At 74.5% G+C, this 17,281-nt stretch carries 17 protein-coding genes; 11 read left to right on the plus strand and 6 right to left on the minus strand.

All coding sequences use genetic code 11. The features are described from left to right. Positions 1–89: 89 nt before the first annotated feature. Complete coding sequence (gene hmgA, locus ACZ6EJ_RS23280) at positions 90–1,409, minus strand: homogentisate 1,2-dioxygenase (protein WP_469269702.1); 1,320 nt, start codon at positions 1,407–1,409, stop codon at positions 90–92. A 339-nt stretch (positions 1,410–1,748) separates the two neighbouring features. On the opposite strand from hmgA, the gene ACZ6EJ_RS23285 reads away from it, so the two are divergent. From ACZ6EJ_RS23285 to ACZ6EJ_RS23295, 3 genes are all read left to right on the plus strand, one after another. Beyond that, complete coding sequence (locus ACZ6EJ_RS23285; protein ID WP_469269704.1) at positions 1,749–3,146, plus strand: CitMHS family transporter; 1,398 nt, start codon at positions 1,749–1,751, stop codon at positions 3,144–3,146. Between the two features lie 288 nt (positions 3,147–3,434). Further along, entirely contained in the window at positions 3,435–4,829 is a 1,395-nt protein-coding gene (locus tag ACZ6EJ_RS23290; protein WP_469269706.1) for an aldehyde dehydrogenase family protein, read from the plus strand. A gap of 40 nt (positions 4,830–4,869) precedes the next feature. Next, the gene (locus ACZ6EJ_RS23295; protein WP_469269708.1) at positions 4,870–5,949 is read left to right on the plus strand and encodes a zinc-binding dehydrogenase; all 1,080 of its coding nucleotides are present in this window, start codon (positions 4,870–4,872) and stop codon (positions 5,947–5,949) included. Here the strand turns inward: ACZ6EJ_RS23295 and ACZ6EJ_RS23300 are convergent. Both ACZ6EJ_RS23300 and ACZ6EJ_RS23305 read right to left on the minus strand, forming a co-directional pair. Beyond that, positions 5,946–6,875, minus strand: a complete 930-nt coding sequence (locus ACZ6EJ_RS23300; RefSeq protein ID WP_469269710.1) for a DMT family transporter — start codon at positions 6,873–6,875, stop codon at positions 5,946–5,948. The genes ACZ6EJ_RS23295 and ACZ6EJ_RS23300 overlap by 4 nt on opposite strands. 54 nt (positions 6,876–6,929) lie before the next feature. Continuing rightward, positions 6,930–7,607, minus strand: coding sequence for a TetR/AcrR family transcriptional regulator (locus ACZ6EJ_RS23305; RefSeq protein ID WP_469269712.1), 678 nt, complete (start codon positions 7,605–7,607; stop codon positions 6,930–6,932). A gap of 62 nt (positions 7,608–7,669) precedes the next feature. Here ACZ6EJ_RS23305 and ACZ6EJ_RS23310 point away from each other — a divergent pair, with 62 nt between their 5' ends. The 3 genes from ACZ6EJ_RS23310 (at position 7,670) to ACZ6EJ_RS23320 (ending at position 9,927) form a co-directional block, all read left to right on the plus strand. After that, positions 7,670–8,821, plus strand: coding sequence for an acyl-CoA dehydrogenase family protein (locus ACZ6EJ_RS23310; protein ID WP_469269713.1), 1,152 nt, complete (start codon positions 7,670–7,672; stop codon positions 8,819–8,821). An 88-nt stretch (positions 8,822–8,909) separates the two neighbouring features. Continuing rightward, complete coding sequence (locus tag ACZ6EJ_RS23315) at positions 8,910–9,200, plus strand: YiaA/YiaB family inner membrane protein (RefSeq protein WP_469269714.1); 291 nt, start codon at positions 8,910–8,912, stop codon at positions 9,198–9,200. Positions 9,201–9,291: 91 nt separating this feature from the next. Further along, on the plus strand, positions 9,292–9,927 hold the full coding sequence (locus tag ACZ6EJ_RS23320; protein ID WP_469269715.1) for a TetR/AcrR family transcriptional regulator: 636 nt from the start codon (positions 9,292–9,294) through the stop codon (positions 9,925–9,927). Here ACZ6EJ_RS23320 and ACZ6EJ_RS23325 read toward each other — a convergent pair. After that, positions 9,918–10,379 (minus strand): MaoC family dehydratase, encoded by a 462-nt coding sequence (locus ACZ6EJ_RS23325; RefSeq protein ID WP_469269716.1) that lies wholly within the window; start codon positions 10,377–10,379, stop codon positions 9,918–9,920. The two genes, ACZ6EJ_RS23320 and ACZ6EJ_RS23325, sit on opposite strands and share 10 nt — an antisense overlap. Positions 10,380–10,538: 159 nt before the next feature. Here ACZ6EJ_RS23325 and soxR point away from each other — a divergent pair, with 159 nt between their 5' ends. After that, on the plus strand, positions 10,539–11,009 hold the full coding sequence (soxR, locus tag ACZ6EJ_RS23330; protein ID WP_469269717.1) for a redox-sensitive transcriptional activator SoxR: 471 nt from the start codon (positions 10,539–10,541) through the stop codon (positions 11,007–11,009). A gap of 42 nt (positions 11,010–11,051) precedes the next feature. Here soxR and ACZ6EJ_RS23335 read toward each other — a convergent pair whose 3' ends face one another. Beyond that, the gene (locus tag ACZ6EJ_RS23335) at positions 11,052–11,666 is read right to left on the minus strand and encodes a hypothetical protein (RefSeq protein WP_469269718.1); all 615 of its coding nucleotides are present in this window, start codon (positions 11,664–11,666) and stop codon (positions 11,052–11,054) included. 269 nt (positions 11,667–11,935) lie between these two features. On the opposite strand from ACZ6EJ_RS23335, the gene ACZ6EJ_RS23340 reads away from it, so the two are divergent. Then, positions 11,936–12,418, plus strand: coding sequence for a GNAT family N-acetyltransferase (locus ACZ6EJ_RS23340; RefSeq protein ID WP_469269719.1), 483 nt, complete (start codon positions 11,936–11,938; stop codon positions 12,416–12,418). Between the two features lie 20 nt (positions 12,419–12,438). Here ACZ6EJ_RS23340 and ACZ6EJ_RS23345 read toward each other — a convergent pair whose 3' ends face one another. Next, a complete protein-coding gene (locus ACZ6EJ_RS23345) occupies positions 12,439–13,704 on the minus strand; it encodes an exo-beta-N-acetylmuramidase NamZ family protein (RefSeq protein WP_469269720.1) in 1,266 nt (421 codons plus the stop codon). 186 nt (positions 13,705–13,890) lie between these two features. On the opposite strand from ACZ6EJ_RS23345, the gene ACZ6EJ_RS23350 reads away from it, so the two are divergent. From ACZ6EJ_RS23350 to ACZ6EJ_RS23360, 3 genes are all read left to right on the plus strand, one after another. Continuing rightward, positions 13,891–14,658, plus strand: coding sequence for an SDR family oxidoreductase (locus ACZ6EJ_RS23350; protein WP_469269721.1), 768 nt, complete (start codon positions 13,891–13,893; stop codon positions 14,656–14,658). Positions 14,659–14,836: 178 nt separating this feature from the next. Further along, positions 14,837–15,430, plus strand: a complete 594-nt coding sequence (locus tag ACZ6EJ_RS23355) for a TetR/AcrR family transcriptional regulator (RefSeq protein WP_469269722.1) — start codon at positions 14,837–14,839, stop codon at positions 15,428–15,430. A gap of 381 nt (positions 15,431–15,811) precedes the next feature. Beyond that, a complete protein-coding gene (locus ACZ6EJ_RS23360) occupies positions 15,812–17,146 on the plus strand; it encodes a M28 family metallopeptidase (protein ID WP_469269723.1) in 1,335 nt (444 codons plus the stop codon). Positions 17,147–17,281 lie beyond the last annotated feature (135 nt).

Genomic DNA, 17,281 nt, shown 5'->3' on the forward strand with positions numbered 1-17,281 from the left:
CCGGGCCGGGCGCGCCTGCCTCCCGTGCGCTCCCTCGTCGGCTCTGCGTCACGTCCGTCCCCCGTCCTCGCTCGGGCCCCCCGCGCCGGCTACGGCCGGAACTGGCGGCTCAGACCCTGCCACACGTCGTCGTAGCCGCGCTGGAGGTGGTCGGCCGAGGCCGCCTGGGCGGTCACCGTGATCGGCCAGCGGGTCTCGAACATGAAGGCCAGCCCGTCGTCGATCCTCTGGGGCCGCAGCTCCGCCGCGCTCGCCCGGTCGAAGGTCTCCCGGTCCGGTCCGTGGGCCGACATCATGGTGTGCAGGGAGCCGCCGCCGGGGACGAAGCCGTCCGCCTTCGCGTCGTACGCCCCCTCGATCAGCCCCATGTACTCGCTCATCACGTTGCGGTGGAAGTAGGGCGGGCGGAAGGTGTCCTCGCCGACCAGCCAGCGCGGGGCGAAGACGACGAAGTCCACCCCGGCCAGCCCCGGAGTGTCGGACGGCGAGGTCAGGACCGTGAAGATCGACGGGTCGGGGTGGTCGTAGCTGATCGTGCCGATCACGTTGAACCGGCGCAGGTCGTAGACGTACGGGGTGTGGTTGCCGTGCCAGGCGACGACGTCCAGCGGGGAGTGGTCGTACGTCGCCGTCCAGAGGTTGCCGCAGAACTTGTTGACCACCTCCACCGGGCCCTCGCGGTCCTCGTACGCGGCGACGGGGGCGAGGAAGTCGCGGGCGTTCGCCAGGCCGTTGGCGCCGATCGGGCCGAGGTCGGGGAGCGCGAACGGGCGGCCGTAGTTCTCGCAGACGTATCCGCGGGCGCTCTCCTCCAGCAGCTCCACCCGGAAGCGGACGCCGCGCGGGATGAGCGCGATGTGGCCCGGTTCGGCGCGCAGCAGGCCCAGTTCGGTGCGGAGCAGCAGCCCGCCGCGCTCGGGGACGATCAGCAGCTCGCCGTCGGAGTCGCCGAACACCCGGTCGGTCATGGAGGCGTTGGCGTGGTAGAGGTGCACCGCCATGCCGCTGCGCTGGGCCGTGTCCCCGTTGCCGCCGAGCGTCCACAGGCCGTCGAGGAAGTCCGTGCCGGGCGCGGGGTCGGGCAGCGGGTTCCAGCGGAGCCGGTTGGGGTCGGGCACGGACTCGGTGAAGGGGGCCGAGCGCAGGCCGCCGTTGCCCGTCCGGGTGAAGGCCGGATGCGCGGCGGAGGGGCGGATGCGATAGAGCCAGGACCGGCGGTTGGCGGCGCGCGGCTCGGTGAACGCGGAGCCGCTGAGCTGCTCCGCGTACAGCCCGAGCGGGGCGCGCTGGGGGGAGTTGCGGCCGTGCGGCAGGGCGCCGGGGACCGCCTCGGAGCTGTGCTCGTTGCCGAAGCCGGAGGAGTACGCCAGTTCCTCGGCCGTCTTCCTCGCCTGCTCGATCGCGCTCATCTGGCACTCCCGCCGGTCAAGAAGCCCTCGGATTCGCCGGACAGTGAATCCTATGCTCCACCGTAGGAATAGGGGCGGTGCACGTCAACGGCATCGCGGCGCGCCGCCTCCGGCGGGGGCGCGGGGCCGCCCGGTCGCCCGCCGCCCCGCCCGGCCCGTGCGGAGAGGCGGGGGTACACGGGGCCCCGCCGCCCCGCCCTCCATCACGACCACGTTGACCTGGAGTTTTGCTCGTATTGCTCAGGCGTCGACATCTTGTTGACCCGCCGAGGGGGCCCCTAACGTCGTCCGGACCGCCGACACCGGCGGGAGTTCGAAGACGAACGTTAGGTAGCCCCCATGCTGACCCTCCTCGGCTTCGCCATGATCGCGACCTTCCTGGTCCTGATCATGACGAAGAAGATGTCGCCGATCGCGGCGCTGGTGCTGATCCCCGCACTGTTCTGCGTCGCCGTCGGGCAGGGAGCGCGGCTCGGCGACTACGTCATCGAGGGCGTCGGCGACCTCGCGCCGACCGCCGCCATGCTGATGTTCGCCATCGTCTACTTCGGCGTGATGATCGACGTCGGCCTCTTCGACCCGATCGTCCGGGGCATCCTGCGGTTCTGCCAGGCCGACCCGATGCGGATCGTCGTCGGCACGGCGGTGCTCGCCGCGATCGTCTCGCTCGACGGCGACGGCTCCACCACCTTCATGATCACCGTCTCGGCGATGTACCCCCTGTACAAGCGCCTGCGGATGAGCCTGGTCGTGCTGACCGGCGTGGCCGCCACCGCGAACGGCGTCATGAACACCCTCCCCTGGGGCGGCCCCACCGCCCGCGCCGCGACCGCGCTCGAACTGGACGCCTCCGAGATCTTCGTGCCGATGATCCCGGCGCTCGCCGTCGGCCTGCTCGCCGTCTTCCTGCTGGCGTACGTCCTCGGCGTCCGGGAGCGCGGGCGCCTGGGCGTCCTCGCCCTGGACGAGGCGCTGGAGCCGGTGCGCGAGACCGAGCCGGAGGCCGCCTCGACCGCGGCGGGCGGGGGCGAGGACCGGCTGCGCGAGGACGCGGCGGGCGGGGGCGGCGAGGAGCCGGCGGAGGCCGGGGGAGGGTTCCAGGGGCTCGACCCGGACCGGGCCACACTGCGCCCGAGGCTCTACTGGTTCAACGCCGGCCTCACCCTCGTCCTGCTCACGGCGATGATCATGGAACTGATGCCGATCCCGGTGCTCTTCCTGCTCGGCGCCGCCCTCGCCCTCACCGTCAACTTCCCCCACATGCCCGACCAGCGGGCCCGCATCGCCGCCCACGCCGACAACGTCCTCAACGTCTCCGGCATGGTCTTCGCCGCCGCCGTCTTCACCGGCGTCCTCACCGGCACCGGCATGGTCGACCACATGGCCGACTGGGTCGTCGGCGCGGTCCCCGACGCCATGGGCCCGCACATGGCCGTCGTGACCGGGGTGCTCAGCCTGCCGCTCACGTACTTCATGTCCAACGACGGCTTCTACTTCGGCGTCGTGCCCGTCCTCGCCGAGGCCGGCGCGGCCCACGGCGTCTCCCCGCTGGAGATCGCCCGCGCCTCCCTGGCCGGGCAGGCCCTGCACATGTCCTCGCCGCTCGTCCCCGCCGTCTACGTCCTCGTCGGCATGGCCAAGGTCGAGTTCGGCGACCACACCCGCTTCACCGTCAAGTGGGCGGTCCTCACCTCGCTCGTGGTGCTCGGCGCCGGAATCCTCTTCGGCACCATCTGATGGCGCCGCCCGCCCCCGCCCGGCCGGGGGAGGGCGGCGGGCGCGGCGGCCCCGTTCTCGCTGCCGGGGGCGGTGCTGGTCGGCACGGCGGGCGCGGGGCTGCGCGGCGGACGGGTGCCGGAGGGCGGCGCGCCCGGCTCCGACCCGGCGTGCGCTCCCGGCGTGACGGGCGTCTCGAAAGGCTCTCTGGCGCGGTAAAACTAACGCCGCTAGTTTGGGCGGGTGCGACGTGTGCCCCGCGCCGCACGGCTTCGGCGCTCCGCACAGCACGTCCGGGAGGAAACAGCCATGCAGGCCCATGACCAGATGTACATCGACGGCGCGTGGCGCCCCGCGGTCGGCCGGGACGCGATCGCGGTCGAGAACCCGGCCGACGAGCGGATCATCGCCCACGTCCCGGCGGGGACGGCCGAGGACGTCGACGCGGCGGTACGGGCCGCCCGCGCCGCGCTCCCCGGCTGGGCCGCCACCCCGCCCGCCGAACGCGCCGCCCGGCTGTCCGCCCTGAGCGACGCGCTGGCCGCCCGCAAGGACGAGCTGGCCGAGACCATCACGGCCGAGCTGGGCTCCCCGCTTCCGCTCTCCCAGCAGGTCCACGCGGGCCTCCCGGTGCTGGTCGCCTCCTCCTACGCCGAGCTGGCCGCCTCGTACGCCTTCGAGGAGCGGATCGGCAACTCCACCGTCCTGCTGGAGCCGGTCGGCGTCGTCGGCGCGATCACCCCCTGGAACTACCCCCTCCACCAGATCGTCGCCAAGGTGGCCCCCGCGCTCGCCGCCGGGTGCACCGTCGTCCTCAAGCCCGCCGAGGAGACCCCGCTCACCGCCCAGTTGTTCGCGGAGGCCACCGGGGCCGCGGGTCTGCCGCCGGGGGTCTTCAACCTCGTCACCGGCCTCGGACCGGTCGCGGGCCAGGCGCTCGCCGCCCACGACGGCGTCGACCTGGTCTCCTTCACCGGCTCCACCGAGGTCGGCAGGCGCATCGGGGCCGTCGCCGGGGGAGCCGTCAAGCGGGTCGCCCTCGAACTGGGCGGCAAGTCCGCCAACGTCATCCTCCCCGGCGCCGACCTCGCCAGGGCGGTCAACGTCGGCGTCGCCAACGTGATGACCAACTCCGGCCAGACGTGCAGCGCGTGGACCCGGATGCTGGTCGACGCCGAGCGGTACGAGGAGGCCGTGGGCATCGCGGCCAACGCCGTCACCAAGTACGTGCCCGGCGAGCGCGTGGGCCCCCTCGTCAGCGCGGAGCAGCGGGCGCGGGTGCGCGACTGCATCGAGCGGGGGATGGCGCAGGGCGCCCGGCTGATCGCCGGCGGCCCCGACGCGCCCCTGCCCACCGGCTACTACGTCAGCCCCACCGTCTTCGCCGACGTCACCCCGGACATGGACATCGCCCGCGAGGAGATCTTCGGCCCCGTCCTCTCGATCCTCCGCTACGAGGACGTGGACGACGCCCTGCGGATCGCCAACGACACCGTGTACGGGCTCGCCGGCGCGGTCTGGGCGGCGGACGACGAGGAGGCCGTGGCCTTCGCCCGCCGCATGGACACCGGGCAGGTCGACATCAACGGCGGGCGGTTCAACCCGCTGGCCCCGTTCGGCGGCTACAAGCAGTCCGGGGTGGGGCGCGAGCTGGGGCCGCACGGGCTGGCCGAATACCTCCAGACCAAGTCCCTCCAGTTCTGAGGCCCTTCCCCCGATCCGCACCCCGCCGAGGAGTCCGCCCGTGGTCCGCGCCGCCGTACTGCCCGCCGTCGGGGCTCCGTTGGAGATCACCGACATCGTCCTGCCCGAGCCCGGCCCCGGCCGGGTGCGCGTGGCGCTCGCCGCCGCCGGGGTGTGCCACTCCGACCTCTCCCTCTGCGACGGCACCATGCGCGTCCCGGTGCCCGCCGTCCTGGGCCACGAGGGCTCCGGCACGGTCCTCGCGGTCGGCGAGGGCGTCTCCCACGTCGCCCCCGGCGACGGGGTGGTCCTCAACTGGGCCCCCTCCTGCGGGGCGTGCTTCCACTGCGGGATCGGCGAGGTCTGGCTCTGCGCCGACGCCCTGAAGGGGGCCGCCGGCCTCCACGCCCGTACGGCGGACGGCGTCGACCTCCACCCCGGCCTGAACGTGGCGGCCTTCGCCCAGGAGACCGTCGTCGCCGCGAACTGCGTGCTCCCCGCCCCCGACGGCGTCCCCCTCGCCGACGCCGCCCTCCTGGGCTGCGCGGTGCTGACCGGTTACGGGGCGGTCCACCACAGCGCCCGCGTCCGCGCGGGCGAGAGCGTCGTGGTGTACGGGATCGGGGGCGTGGGCCTCGCCGTCCTGCAGGCCGCCCGGATCGCGGGCGCCGCCCCGATCATCGCCGTCGACGTCTCCCCGGCCAAGGAGGAGCTGGCCCGCCGGGCCGGGGCCACCGACTACGTCATCGCCTCCGCCGCCGCCCCGCGCGAGATCCGCCGGCTCACCGGCGGCCGGGGCGCGGACGTCGCCGTGGAGTGCGTCGGCCGCCCCGCCTCGATCCGCGCCGCCTGGGACTCCACCCGGCGCGGCGGGCGCGCCACGGTCGTCGGGATCGGCGGCAAGGACCAGGAGGTCGCCTTCAACGCCCTGGAAATCTTCCACTGGGCCCGCTCGCTGACCGGCTGCGTGTACGGCAGCAGCGACCCGGCCCGCGACCTGCCCGTCCTCGCCGACCACATCCGCGCGGGCCGCTTCGACCTGTCGATGATGGTCACCGAGCGCATCGGCCTGGAGGGCATCCCGGCCGCCTTCGACCGCATGACCGCGGGCCGGGGCGGGCGCGCCCTGGTGGTCTTCTAGGCCGTGCCCCGGCGCTCGTCCGGGCCCGCTACCCGCGCTCCACCCGGTGCCCCGCCTCGGGCGCCCCCGCCGACGACGCCGAGCGGGGTGGGCGCCTCGCCCAGCAGCAGCCACGCCATGGCCACGACCAGCGCCGGGACCGCGTACGTCGTCGCGCCCATCCGGCCCGCGGTGGTGCGGGCCAGCGCGTAGCCCCAGGTGGTGAAGGCCAGGGCGGTCGGGAAGACGCCCAGGTAGACCATGTTCAGCGTGGCGGACAGCGGTGCGCCGGCCGCCTCGGAGACCAGCACCCCGGTGAACGGCAGGCAGGCGGCGGTCCCGATCAGGCAGCCGAAGGTGTTGATCTGGAGCGAGGTGCCGTGGGCCAGGGCCGGCTTCTGGCTCACCGCGCCCGCCGCGTACGCCACCGCGGCCAGCAGGCACAGGGCCACGCCCAGCACGGAGGAGCCGCCGTGCCCGGACATCGCCAGGCCCACCACGACCGCGCCGGCGAACGAGACGCCCATCCCCAGCAGCAGCCGACGGGGCAGCCCCTCGCCCAGGGTCCGCGCGCCGAGCAGGGCGATGAGGATCGGCCCGATGTTCACCAGCATCGCCGCCGTCCCCGCGTCCACCTCCCGCTCGCCCCAGTTCAGGACCACCATGTACAGCCCGAACCACAGCACCCCCGAGGTGGCGATCCCCGGCCACGCGCCCCGCCGCGGCAGCCCCTCGCGGCGGACGAGCAGGATCGCCCCGAGCACGAGCGTGCCCGCCAGCAGCCGCCCCAGGGCCAGCGCGCCGGGGGAGTAGACCTCCCCCGCGCTGCGGATGGAGACGAAGGCGGAGGCCCACAGCACGACGGTGGTGCAGGCGGCGGCCGGGGTGCGCCAGCGGTGGGCGGGCGCGGAGACCGGCCGCGGGGTCGGGGTCGGGGTCGTCGTCATGGTCACGACCCTAGGGGCGGAACGCTTCGGCTCCCTGCGGATTGTCGGGGACCGTCAATCGGAGGGACGTTTCCCCGCAGGCCGGCCCTCCGCCGAGGCGCACTGCTCGTACTGGAGCGCGAGGCCGTCCAGCAGCGCCCGCAGGCCCGTCTCGAAGGCCCCCTCGTCGACGCGGCGGCGGTGCTCGGCGAGCAGGTGGGCCTGGCCGAGGTGCGGGTAGTCGGCGGGGTCGTACGCGGTCGCGTCGTCGACGAAGCCCGCGGCGAAGGAGCCCAGGGCCGAACCGGTGACGAAGTAGCGCATCAGCGCCCCGATCCGGGTGGCCTGGGCGGGCGGCCAGCCCGCGTCGGTCATCGCCCCGAACACCGCGTCGGCGACCCGCAGCCCCGCGGGGCGGCGGCCGGGGCCGCGGGCCAGGACGGGGACGATGTGGGGGTGCGCCGCGAGGGCGGCCCGGTAGGAGAGCGCCCAGTCGTGCAGGGCCCCGCGCCAGTCGCGCGGATCGGACGCCTCGAACATCGACAGGTCGACCTGGGCGGAGACCGCGTCGGCGACCGCGTCGAGGATCTCCTCCTTGTTGCGGAAGTGGTTGTAGAGCGAGGGCCCGCTGACCCCCAGGACCGCCGCCAGCCGGCGCGTGGAGACGGCGTCGAGCCCCTCGGAGTCCACGAGCGCGGCCGCCGCCTCGACGATGCGGTCTCTGCTGAGGAGGGGCTTGCGCGGTCGGGCCATGCGGCTCATAGTAGGCGTGCGAGCCGGAAACTAGCAGTGCTAATTAAAGGCGGTGGCACACCATGGACCTGGGGCTCAGCCAGGAGCAGGAGGCGGTCCGGCGGCTGGCCGAGGACTTCGTCGCCCGCGAGGTGGCGCCGCACGCCGCCGCCTGGGACCGCGCGGAGCGTGTCGACAAGTCGATCGTCGGCAGGCTCGGCGCCCTCGGCTTCCTCGGTCTGACGGTCCCCGAGGAGTACGGCGGCTCCGGCGGCGACCACCTCTCCTACTGTCTGGTCACCGAGGAGCTGGGGCGCGGCGACTCCTCCGTGCGCGGCATCGTGTCCGTCTCGCTCGGGCTGGTCGCCAAGACCGTCGCCGCCTGGGGCGACGAGGAGCAGAAGCGGCAATGGCTGCCCCGGCTGGCCTCGGGCGAGGCGATCGGCTGCTTCGGCCTCACCGAGCCCGGCACCGGCTCGGACGCCGGGAACCTCGCCACCAGGGCCGTCCGCCGGGGCGGGGACTACGTCATCAGCGGCACGAAGACGTTCATCACCAACGGCACCTGGGCCGACGTGGTGCTGCTCTTCGCCCGCACCGGCGAGGCGCCCGGCCACCGGGGCGTCTCCGCCTTCCTCGTCCCCGCCGACGCCCCCGGCCTCTCCCGGCGCGCCATCCACGGCAAGCTCGGCCTGCGCGGCCAGGCCACCGCCGAGCTGGTCCTCCAGGACGTCCGGGTGCCGGCCGCCGCGCTGCTCGGCCCCGAGGGCAAGGGCTTCACCGTCGCCATGTCCGCCCTGGCCAAGGGGAGGATGTCGGTCGCGGCGGGCTGCGTGGGCATCGCCCAGGCCGCCCTGGACGCGGCCGTGCGCTACGCCGGCGAGCGCGAGCAGTTCGGCAAGGCCATCGCCGGCCACCAGCTCGTCCAGGAACTGCTCAGCGACATCGCCGTGGACGTCGACGCCGCCCGGCTGCTGACCTGGCGGGTCGCCGACCTCGTCGACCGGGGCCGGGAGTTCGCCACCGCCGCCTCCAAGGCCAAGCTGTACGCCTCCGAGGCCGCCGTCCGCTGCGCCGGCAACGCCCTCCAGGTCTTCGGCGGATACGGCTACATCGACGAGTACCCGGTCGGCAAGCTCCTGCGGGACGCCCGCGTCATGACGCTCTACGAGGGCACCAGCCAGATCCAGAAGCTCATCATCGGCCGCGCGCTGACCGGCGTCTCCGCCTTCTGACTTCAGGGCGCGGCCGCACACGTGTCTGAGCACCGGTCTGAGTACGGGCGCGGATACGGCCGGCCCCGCACCGGCGGATGCTGGGGCCATGAGTGACACGACATCGGTCAAGCAGCAGAACACCGGCGCCTTCTACGGCCAGGCCGTCGCCTCCTTCGGGGTGGCGATGGGCGCGGTGGCCCTCGGCGTCTACTTCCTGGACGCCGACGCCTGGGTGCGCGGCTTCCTCGCCATCGGCGTGCTCTACCTCGTCACCTCCTGCTTCACCCTCGCCAAGGTGATCAGGGACCGCCAGGAGGCCGGGCAGATCATCAGCCGGGTCGACCAGGCGCGGCTGGAGAAGATCCTCGCGGAGCACGACCCCTTCCAGAAGCTCTGAGCCGCCGCACGGCCCACCGCCCCGGACCTAAGCGCTTGCTCAGGTTCGGGGTATGGTGTTCGTCCTGCCGACGGAGAGGGGCCCAGGGGCGATGAGCGCGGCACAGGAGACCGGCGGCGAGGACGAGCCGTGGGGCGAGGTCGCCCCCGAGGCGGCCCGCAGACTCCTGGTCGCCGCCGTGGAGGCCTTCGCCGAGCGCGGCTACCACGCGACCACCACCCGCGACATCGCCGGCCGGGCCGGGATGAGCCCCGCGGCGCTCTACATCCACTACAAGACCAAGGAAGAGCTGCTCCACCGGATCAGCAGGATCGGCCACGAGCGCGCGCTGCACCTCCTCCAGGCGGAGGCCGAGCGGGACGACACCGCGGCCGAGCGGCTCGCCGGGGCCGTCCGCTCCTTCGTCCGCTGGCACGCGGAGCGGCACGCCACCGCCCGCGTCGTGCAGTACGAGCTGGAGGCCCTCAGCGACGAGCACCGCGCCGAGATCGTCGCGCTGCGCCGCAGGAGCGACGCGGTGGTGCGCCGGATCATCGGCGAGGGGGTGCGGGACGGCGAGTTCGACGTCCCCGACGTCCCCGGCACCACGCTCGCGGTGCTCTCCCTCTGCATCGACGTGGCCCGCTGGTTCAACGCCCAGGGCAGCCGCACCCCCGAGGAGGTCGGCGCGCTCTACGCCGACCTCGTCGGGCGCATGGTCACCGCCCGCACGGACGCTCAGAAGTAGTAGCGGGAGACCGACTCGGCGACGCAGACGGGCTTCTCGCCGCCCTCGCGCTCGACGGTGACGAGAGCCGTGACCTGCACGCCGCCGCCCGCCTCCTCGACGTTCCGGAGCACCGCCGAGGCCCGCAGCCGGGATCCGGCCGGGACCACCGAGGGGAAACGCACCTTGTTCGTCCCGTAGTTGACGCCCATCCGCACGCCCTCGACCCGCATCACCCGCGGCACCAGCACGGGCAGCAGCGCGAGCGTCAGATAGCCGTGCGCGATGGTCGTGCCGAACGGTCCGGACTCCGCGCGCTCGGGGTCCACATGGATCCACTGGTGGTCGCCGGTCGCCTCGGCGAACAGGTCGATCCTCTTCTGGTCGACCTCCAACCAGTCGCCGGGCCCGAGCTGTTCGCCCACCGCGGCCCGCAGCTCCTCGGCGGACGTGAAGATCCTCGGCTCTGCCATGTCCCGGTCCTGCCTTCCGGTTCGCCGCACCCCTCCGGCACGGTTTCCAAGCGCTTGCTCAGCATCGTCGCGCGGTGCGCCCCTGTCAACGACGCGGCCGCCGGACGGCGCCGCGGGGACGGCGGCGGGGGCCGGGGGCGGGAGCAGTAGGGTCCGGGAGTGCCACAGATCCCACAGACACTCCACGAACTCTCGGTCGGCCAGCTCTCGGCGCGCAGCGGCGCGGCCGTCTCGGCCCTGCACTTCTACGAGGCGAAGGGGCTGATCAGCAGCCGCCGCACGAGCGGCAACCAGCGCCGCTACACGCGCGACGCGCTGCGCCGGGTCGCCTTCGTGCGGGCGGCGCAGCGCGTCGGCATCCCGCTGGCCACGATCCGGGACGCGCTCGCCGAGCTGCCCGAGGAGCGCACGCCCAACCGCGAGGACTGGGCCCGCCTCTCCGCGGCCTGGCGCGCGGAATTGGACGAGCGCATCGGGCAGTTGCAGCGGTTGCGGGACCACCTGACCGACTGCATCGGCTGCGGCTGCCTGTCGTTGGAGACCTGCGTGCTCTCCAACCCCGACGACGTCTCCGGCGACCGGATCACCGGCTCCCGCCTGATGCCCGAGCGCGGCCGGCGGCGCCCGTAGGCCCGCGGCCCCGCCCGCGCCGGAGGAGGGCGCGGGCGGGGCTCAGGCCGCCGTCGCGGCGGGGCTGCGGCGGCGGAGCAGCCGGGCCCTGGCCAGCGTCCGGTCCGTCAGGGCGGGGCGGGGCACCGCGATGCCGCATCCCGTGCACACCGGCCCGGCGGGCGGCTCGCTCCCGCGCTCCTGCCGCCACGCGATGCCGGTGTCCGCGCAGACGGGGCAGGCGGAGCCGGGGCCGGAGCCCAGGGCGGCGATGAGGCGGCGCAGCACCACGGCGAGCGGTTCGGTGGGGTGCACCTCCGGGTCGGCGCAGCGGGCCACCCCGTGCCCGCCCCACGTACGCCGGTGCCAGTCGTCGAACGCGCCGGGCCGCCGCAGTCCCTCGTGCTTCTCGCGCCGCCGCCGCTCCGCGAAGCCCGCCTCGTACGCGAGCCAGACGGCCCGCGCCTCCTCCAGCTCCTCCAGCGCGCTGATCAGGCGCGCCGGATCCGGGGCCCGGTCCTCGGGATCGATCCCGTGCCGGGCGCACAGATGGTCCCAGGTGGCCCGGTGGCCGTAGGGGGCGAAGATCTCCAGGCACTTGCGCAGCGAATACCGCCGCAGGGCGAGGTCCGCCAGCGGGTCGCGGACCTGTCTCGCCAGACTTCGGAAACCGGCCATGGCACTGCCACCTCCGTCGCTCGTCCTCGGCTCCGAGGACTCGGGCATCAAGGAATGGACGTACGTGTGCCCGCTTCGGCTCCATCGAAAGACGTTATCCGTCCACGGGTTGAGACTCCGCGCGAGAAGGGGGCGGCGCCCGCCGGGAGCGGGAGGGCGGGCGCGGGGGCGGCGGCGGGCGCGCGGGCCGTCCGGGGTGCTCCCCGCACCCGCTCTGAGCAGCGGAAATCCGGTGGCGGCCGCAGGGGCGGGCGGTGTTGGGTGCCCGTATGACAGCAGCCTCCCCGCGCCTGGAAGAAGTCGCCCCCGACACCGTGCTGGCCGCCTGCGGGATCGAGGTCGCCCCGCACCAGCGGGCCTTCGTCGCCCCGGTCGCGCAGTCCCTGGCCGAGGCGTACGTGCATCCCGGCACCGCCTGGCCCCGGCTGATCCGCGACGGAGACCGGATCGTGGGGTTCGTGATGGCCTTCTTCGACGTGCCGTTCGGCTACGACGCCGCGACGCCGGGGGCCGCGCCGCGCTCGGGGCTCTGGCGGCTGGCCGTGGCCGCCGGGGAGCAGGGCCGGGGGTACGGGCGGTTCGCGGTGGAGGCGGTGAACGAGGAGATCCGCCGGCGCGGCGGCCGTGTGTCGACGGTCACCTGGCGCTCCGGTGCGCACGGCCCGGAGGAGTTCTACCTGCGGCTCGGATACCGCCGGCGCGGGCTCACCGAGGACGGCGAACACCTCGGCGAGCTGGACCTCGGCGCCTGAGACCGGCGGGCGCGCCCGCGCTACCCCCCGTACCGCAGATGGCGCCGCCGCTTCGCCCGGAAGGCCGCCAGGTCCTCCTGCCACGCGCCCACCACCGCGTCGGTGTCCGCGCCCGCGTCGATCATGGTGCGGACGCGGGCGCTGCCGGTGAGCTTGTCGATCCAGCGGTCCGGCCGCCAGGCGAAGCCGCTCCAGGTCCGTTTGGCCGTGACCAGCAGGGCGATGCCGGTGCGGACCGGGTCGAAGGCCTCGCGGTCCTGGACGTGGAGCTGCACCCCGCCCACCGTCCGGCCCGCGAACTTGGAGAACGTCGGCGTGAAGTACGCCTCGCGGAAGGCGACTCCGGGCAGCTCCAGGGCGTTCGCCGCCGCCGCCCAGCGGCGGTCGACGCCCTCGGCCCCCAGCAGCTCGAACGGCCGCGTGGTGCCCCGGCCCTCGGAGAGGTTGGTGCCCTCGAAGAGGCAGGTGCCGGAGTAGACCAGGGCGGTGTCCGGCGTCGGCATGTTCGGGCTCGGCGGCACCCAGGGCAGTCCGGTCTCCTCGAAGAAGTCCGACCGCCGCCAGCCCGCCATCGTCACCACGTCCAGGCGCGCCGGCCGCTCGTGCAGGAACTCCGCGTTGAAGAGCAGCGCCAGCTCCGCCACCGTCATCCCGTGCGCCTGGGCGATCTCCCGGCGGCCGACGAACGTGGCGAACGCCGGGTCCAGCACCGGCCCCAGCGCCGCCCGCCCGCTGACCGGGTTCGGCCGGTCCAGCACGACCAGGCGCCTGCCCGCGAGGGCGGCCGCCTCCATGCAGTCGTACAGGGTCCAGATGTACGTGTAGAAGCGGGCCCCCGCGTCCTGGACGTCGAAGACGACCGTGTCCACGCCCGAGGCGGTGAAGACGTCCGCGAGCCGCTGACCGCTCAGCAGGTACGTGTCGTACACCGGCAGCCCGGTCGCCGGGTCGTCGTGGCGCCCTTCCGAGCCGCCCGCCTGCGCGGTGCCCCGGAAGCCGTGCTCGGGGCCGAAGACGGCGGTCAGGTCCACACGGGCGTCCGCGTGCATCACGTCCACGATGTGCCGCACGTCGGCGGTGACCCCGGTCGGGTTGGTGACGACGCCGACCCGCTCGCCCCGCAGCAGCCGGTACCCGTCCGCCGCCAGCCGGTCGAAGCCGGTGCGGACCCGGCGGCCCCCGCCGGGCCGCCCGGCGGGGGCCGCGGCGGCGGGAGCGGCGCCGGCCGCCGCGAGCGCTCCGGCCGCGCTCCCCGCGGCCAGCAATCCACGTCGGGACAGGCTCATTCCGCTACCTCCGCGCTCGCGTCCGGTGTCCTGGCCCCGCACGCTAGCGCGGGCCGGGGCCGCGCGGAACGACCTGGGCCGCACCGGTTCCCCGCGGCCCCGCAAAGGATCTCGGCGCCCTTCCGGGAACACATACCGACCGGTTAGTCTGCCGGCACGGACGGACCGACGGGCAGGGGTGGCGGGATGGCGACGGACGCGGTGCGGGACGCCGGCGTGGTGGTCACAGGGGCCGGAGGCGGCATCGGGGCCGCCCTGGCGCGCGGGTTCGCCGCGCGGGGCGCGCGGGTCGTCGTCAACGACCTCGACCCGGCGCGGATCGAGCCGCTCGCGCGGGAGATCGGCGGCTTCGCCGTCGCCGGGGACGCCTCGCACGTCGTGGACGCGGCCCGCGACGCGCTGGGCGGCACGGTGGACGTCTACTGCGCCAACGCGGGCCTGGCCTCGCCCGGCGACGCGTTCGCCGACGAGGAGGTCTGGGCCGCTGCCTGGGACGTGAACGTGATGGCCCATGTGCGCGCCGCACGGGCCCTGCTGCCCGACTGGCTGGAGCGCGGCGGCGGCCGCTTCGTCGCCACGGCCTCCGCGGCCGGACTGCTGACGATGATCGGCGCGGCCCCCTACAGCGTCACCAAGCACGGGGCGGTCGCCTTCGCGGAATGGCTCTCGCTCACCTACCGCCACCGGGGGGTCAAGGTGCACGCGATCTGCCCGCAGGGGGTGCGCACCGACATGCTCGCCGCCGCCGGCTCGGCCGGGGAACTGGTCCTCGCCCCCGGCGCCGTCGAGCCGGAGGCCGTCGCCGAGGCGCTGTTCGACGCGGTGGACGCCGACCGCTTCCTGGTCCTGCCGCACCCCGAGGTGGCGGACTACCACCGGGCCCGCGCTGGGGACCCCGACCGCTGGCTGGAGGGGATGAACCGCCTCCAGCGCCGGTGGGAGCAGGGCGGATGAGCACCCCTCCCGCGCGGCCCGGCGCGGTGCCGACGCCGCGCGCCGGGCGGCGCGGAAGGGGTCCTCGCCGGGCCGCCGGGGGCGGCGAGTGGGAAGATCCTTAGGCGGCAGCGGTGTTCCTCCCGTGGGAACCGCGTCGAAACAGCACACGCACGGCATGAAAGGAAGGTGGCGGCTCATGGCCCCGGCGACGGACCAGAACGGCACTCCCGTCCCCCAGAGGCTGCTGGCCACCGCCACCCGGCTCTTCGCCGAGCAGGGGTACGACCGCACCTCGGTCCAGGAGATCGTCGAGGCGGCGGGCGTCACCAAGGGGGCGCTCTACCACTACTTCGGCTCCAAGGAGGACCTGCTCCAGGAGGTGTACGCCCGCGTGCTGCGGCTCCAGCAGGAGCGCCTGGACGCCTTCGCGGACGCCGACGCCCCCGTCGAGCGGCGGCTGCGCGACGCGGCGGCCGACGTCGTCGTCACGACCATCGAGAACCTGGACGACGCGGCGATCTTCTTCCGCTCCATGCACCACCTGAGCCCCGAGAAGAACAAGCAGGTGCGCACCGAGCGCCGCCGCTACCACGAGCGCTTCCGGGCCCTGATCGAGGAGGGCCAGCGCAGCGGCGTGTTCTCCTCCGCCACCCCCGCCGACCTGGTCGTCGACTACCACTTCGGGTCGGTCCACCACCTCTCGACCTGGTACCGCCCGGACGGCCCGCTCGGCCCCCGTGAGGTCGCCGGCCACCTCGCGGACCTGCTGCTGCGGGCCCTGCGCCCGTAACACCGCCGCCCCCGCACCGCACCGGATGGCCGGGCCCGCCGTGCGGGGCCAGGCTGGAGGCATGACGTCCACCCGGCCCTCCGGACGCGTCGCGCTCGTCCGCGCGGGGCGCGCCCGGAGGCGGGTGAGCGGGGGAGGGGGCACCCCGTTCGTTAATAGAACGGACCTGTCCGGTTTCCGCTCTTGACGGAGCACTGTCATTTCCTTGAGCATCGGTCACGCATCGCGCACCTCCGGGCCTCTCGTCCGGGCCGCGCCGGGCCCCGCGGGCCCGGTGGACGCGTCCCGGCGGAGACCCGCGCTCCAGGACCCGGCCGGCACCGCGCGGCCGGGTGCCCCCCGCACGTTCCGTCAGTCCCCAACGGAATCCGGAGCCCGTGAATGAGAGCCAACCGCCTCACCCTGCGCAGATCCCCGGTGGCCGTAGCCGTCGCCCTGGCCGCCGCCCTCGGGGCCGCGGCCCCCGCGGCCCAGGCCGCCGGCGCGCCCGAGTCCGCCCCGGCCGCTCTCGCGGCCCCGGACATACCCGTGGCCAACGTCAAGGCCCACCTCACGCAGCTCCAGTCGATCGCGTCCGCCAACGGCGGCAACCGCGCGCACGGCCGCCCCGGTTACAAGGCGTCCGTCGACTACGTGAAGGCCAAGCTCGACGCGGCCGGCTACACGACCACGCTCCAGCAGTTCACCTCCGGCGGCGCCGTCGGCTACAACCTCATAGCCGACTGGCCCGGCGGCGACCCCGGCAAGGTGCTGATGGCCGGGGCCCACCTCGACTCGGTCACCTCCGGCGCGGGGATCAACGACAACGGCTCCGGGTCCGCCGCCGTGCTGGAGACGGCCCTCGCCGTCTCCCGCGCCCAGCACCGGCCCGACAAGCACCTGCGGTTCGCCTGGTGGGGCGCGGAGGAGCTGGGGCTGGTCGGCTCCAAGTACTACGTCAACAACCTGCCGGCCACCGAGCGCTCCAAGCTCTCCGGCTATCTCAACTTCGACATGATCGGCTCGCCCAACGCCGGTTACTTCGTCTACGACGACGACCCGGTCATCGAGAAGACGTTCAAGGACTACTTCGCCGGCCTCTCGGTCCCCACCGAGATCGAGACCGAGGGCGACGGCCGCTCCGACCACGCCCCGTTCAAGAACGTCGGCGTCCCCGTCGGCGGTCTCTTCACCGGTGCGGGGTACGCCAAGTCCGCGGCCCAGGCGCAGAAGTGGGGCGGCACCGCGGGGCAGGCCTTCGACCGCTGCTACCACTCCTCGTGCGACACCACGAGCAACATCAACGACACCGCCCTGGACCGCAACAGCGATGCCGTCGCGCACGCCGTCTGGACCCTGTCCGCGGGCGCCGGCGAACCGCCCACCGGCGAGGGGGTCTTCAGCAACACGACCGACGTCGCCATCCCGGACGCCGGAGCGGCCGTGACCTCGCAGGTCACCGTCGTCGGCCGCACCGGCAACGCCCCGGCCGCCCTCCAGGTGGGCGTGGACATCAAGCACACCTGGCGCGGGGACCTGGTCGTCGACCTGCTCGCGCCGGACGGCAGCGCCTACCGGCTGAAGAACTCCAGCAGCGGCGACTCGGCCGACAACGTCATCACGACGTACACGGTCAACGCCTCCACCGAGGTCGCCAACGGCGTCTGGAAGCTCCGCGTCCAGGACACCGGCCCCCAGGACACCGGCTTCATCGACAGTTGGAAGCTCACCTTCTGACCGACCGGACCACCCGGTGGGGGGGGGGGGGCGGGGGGGGGGGGGGGGAGGGGGGCGGGGGGGGGGGGGGGGGGGGGGGTGGGGGGTGGGGGGGGGGGGGGGGGGGGGGGGGGGGGGGGGGGGGGGGGGGGGGGG

It is taken from the genome of Streptomyces sp. NPDC041970 (genome assembly GCF_055588985.1).

Bases quoted from the DNA above. Each gene is read 5' to 3' on its own strand.
- ACZ6EJ_RS23315 (WP_469269714.1), top strand. From the start codon at position 8,910: ATGAGTGACACGACATCGGTCAAGCAGCAGAACACCGGCGCCTTCTAC.
- ACZ6EJ_RS23335 (WP_469269718.1), bottom strand. From the start codon at position 11,666: ATGGCCGGTTTCCGAAGTCTGGCGAGACAGGTCCGCGACCCGCTGGCG.
- ACZ6EJ_RS23325 (WP_469269716.1), bottom strand. From the start codon at position 10,379: ATGGCAGAGCCGAGGATCTTCACGTCCGCCGAGGAGCTGCGGGCCGCG.
- ACZ6EJ_RS23360 (WP_469269723.1), top strand. From the start codon at position 15,812: ATGAGAGCCAACCGCCTCACCCTGCGCAGATCCCCGGTGGCCGTAGCC.
- ACZ6EJ_RS23350 (WP_469269721.1), top strand. From the start codon at position 13,891: ATGGCGACGGACGCGGTGCGGGACGCCGGCGTGGTGGTCACAGGGGCC.
- ACZ6EJ_RS23355 (WP_469269722.1), top strand. From the start codon at position 14,837: ATGGCCCCGGCGACGGACCAGAACGGCACTCCCGTCCCCCAGAGGCTG.
- ACZ6EJ_RS23285 (WP_469269704.1), top strand. From the start codon at position 1,749: ATGCTGACCCTCCTCGGCTTCGCCATGATCGCGACCTTCCTGGTCCTG.
- ACZ6EJ_RS23345 (WP_469269720.1), bottom strand. From the start codon at position 13,704: ATGAGCCTGTCCCGACGTGGATTGCTGGCCGCGGGGAGCGCGGCCGGA.
- hmgA (WP_469269702.1), bottom strand. From the start codon at position 1,409: ATGAGCGCGATCGAGCAGGCGAGGAAGACGGCCGAGGAACTGGCGTAC.
- ACZ6EJ_RS23340 (WP_469269719.1), top strand. From the start codon at position 11,936: ATGACAGCAGCCTCCCCGCGCCTGGAAGAAGTCGCCCCCGACACCGTG.
- ACZ6EJ_RS23310 (WP_469269713.1), top strand. From the start codon at position 7,670: ATGGACCTGGGGCTCAGCCAGGAGCAGGAGGCGGTCCGGCGGCTGGCC.
- ACZ6EJ_RS23300 (WP_469269710.1), bottom strand. From the start codon at position 6,875: ATGACGACGACCCCGACCCCGACCCCGCGGCCGGTCTCCGCGCCCGCC.
- ACZ6EJ_RS23305 (WP_469269712.1), bottom strand. From the start codon at position 7,607: ATGGCCCGACCGCGCAAGCCCCTCCTCAGCAGAGACCGCATCGTCGAG.
- ACZ6EJ_RS23290 (WP_469269706.1), top strand. From the start codon at position 3,435: ATGCAGGCCCATGACCAGATGTACATCGACGGCGCGTGGCGCCCCGCG.
- ACZ6EJ_RS23320 (WP_469269715.1), top strand. From the start codon at position 9,292: ATGAGCGCGGCACAGGAGACCGGCGGCGAGGACGAGCCGTGGGGCGAG.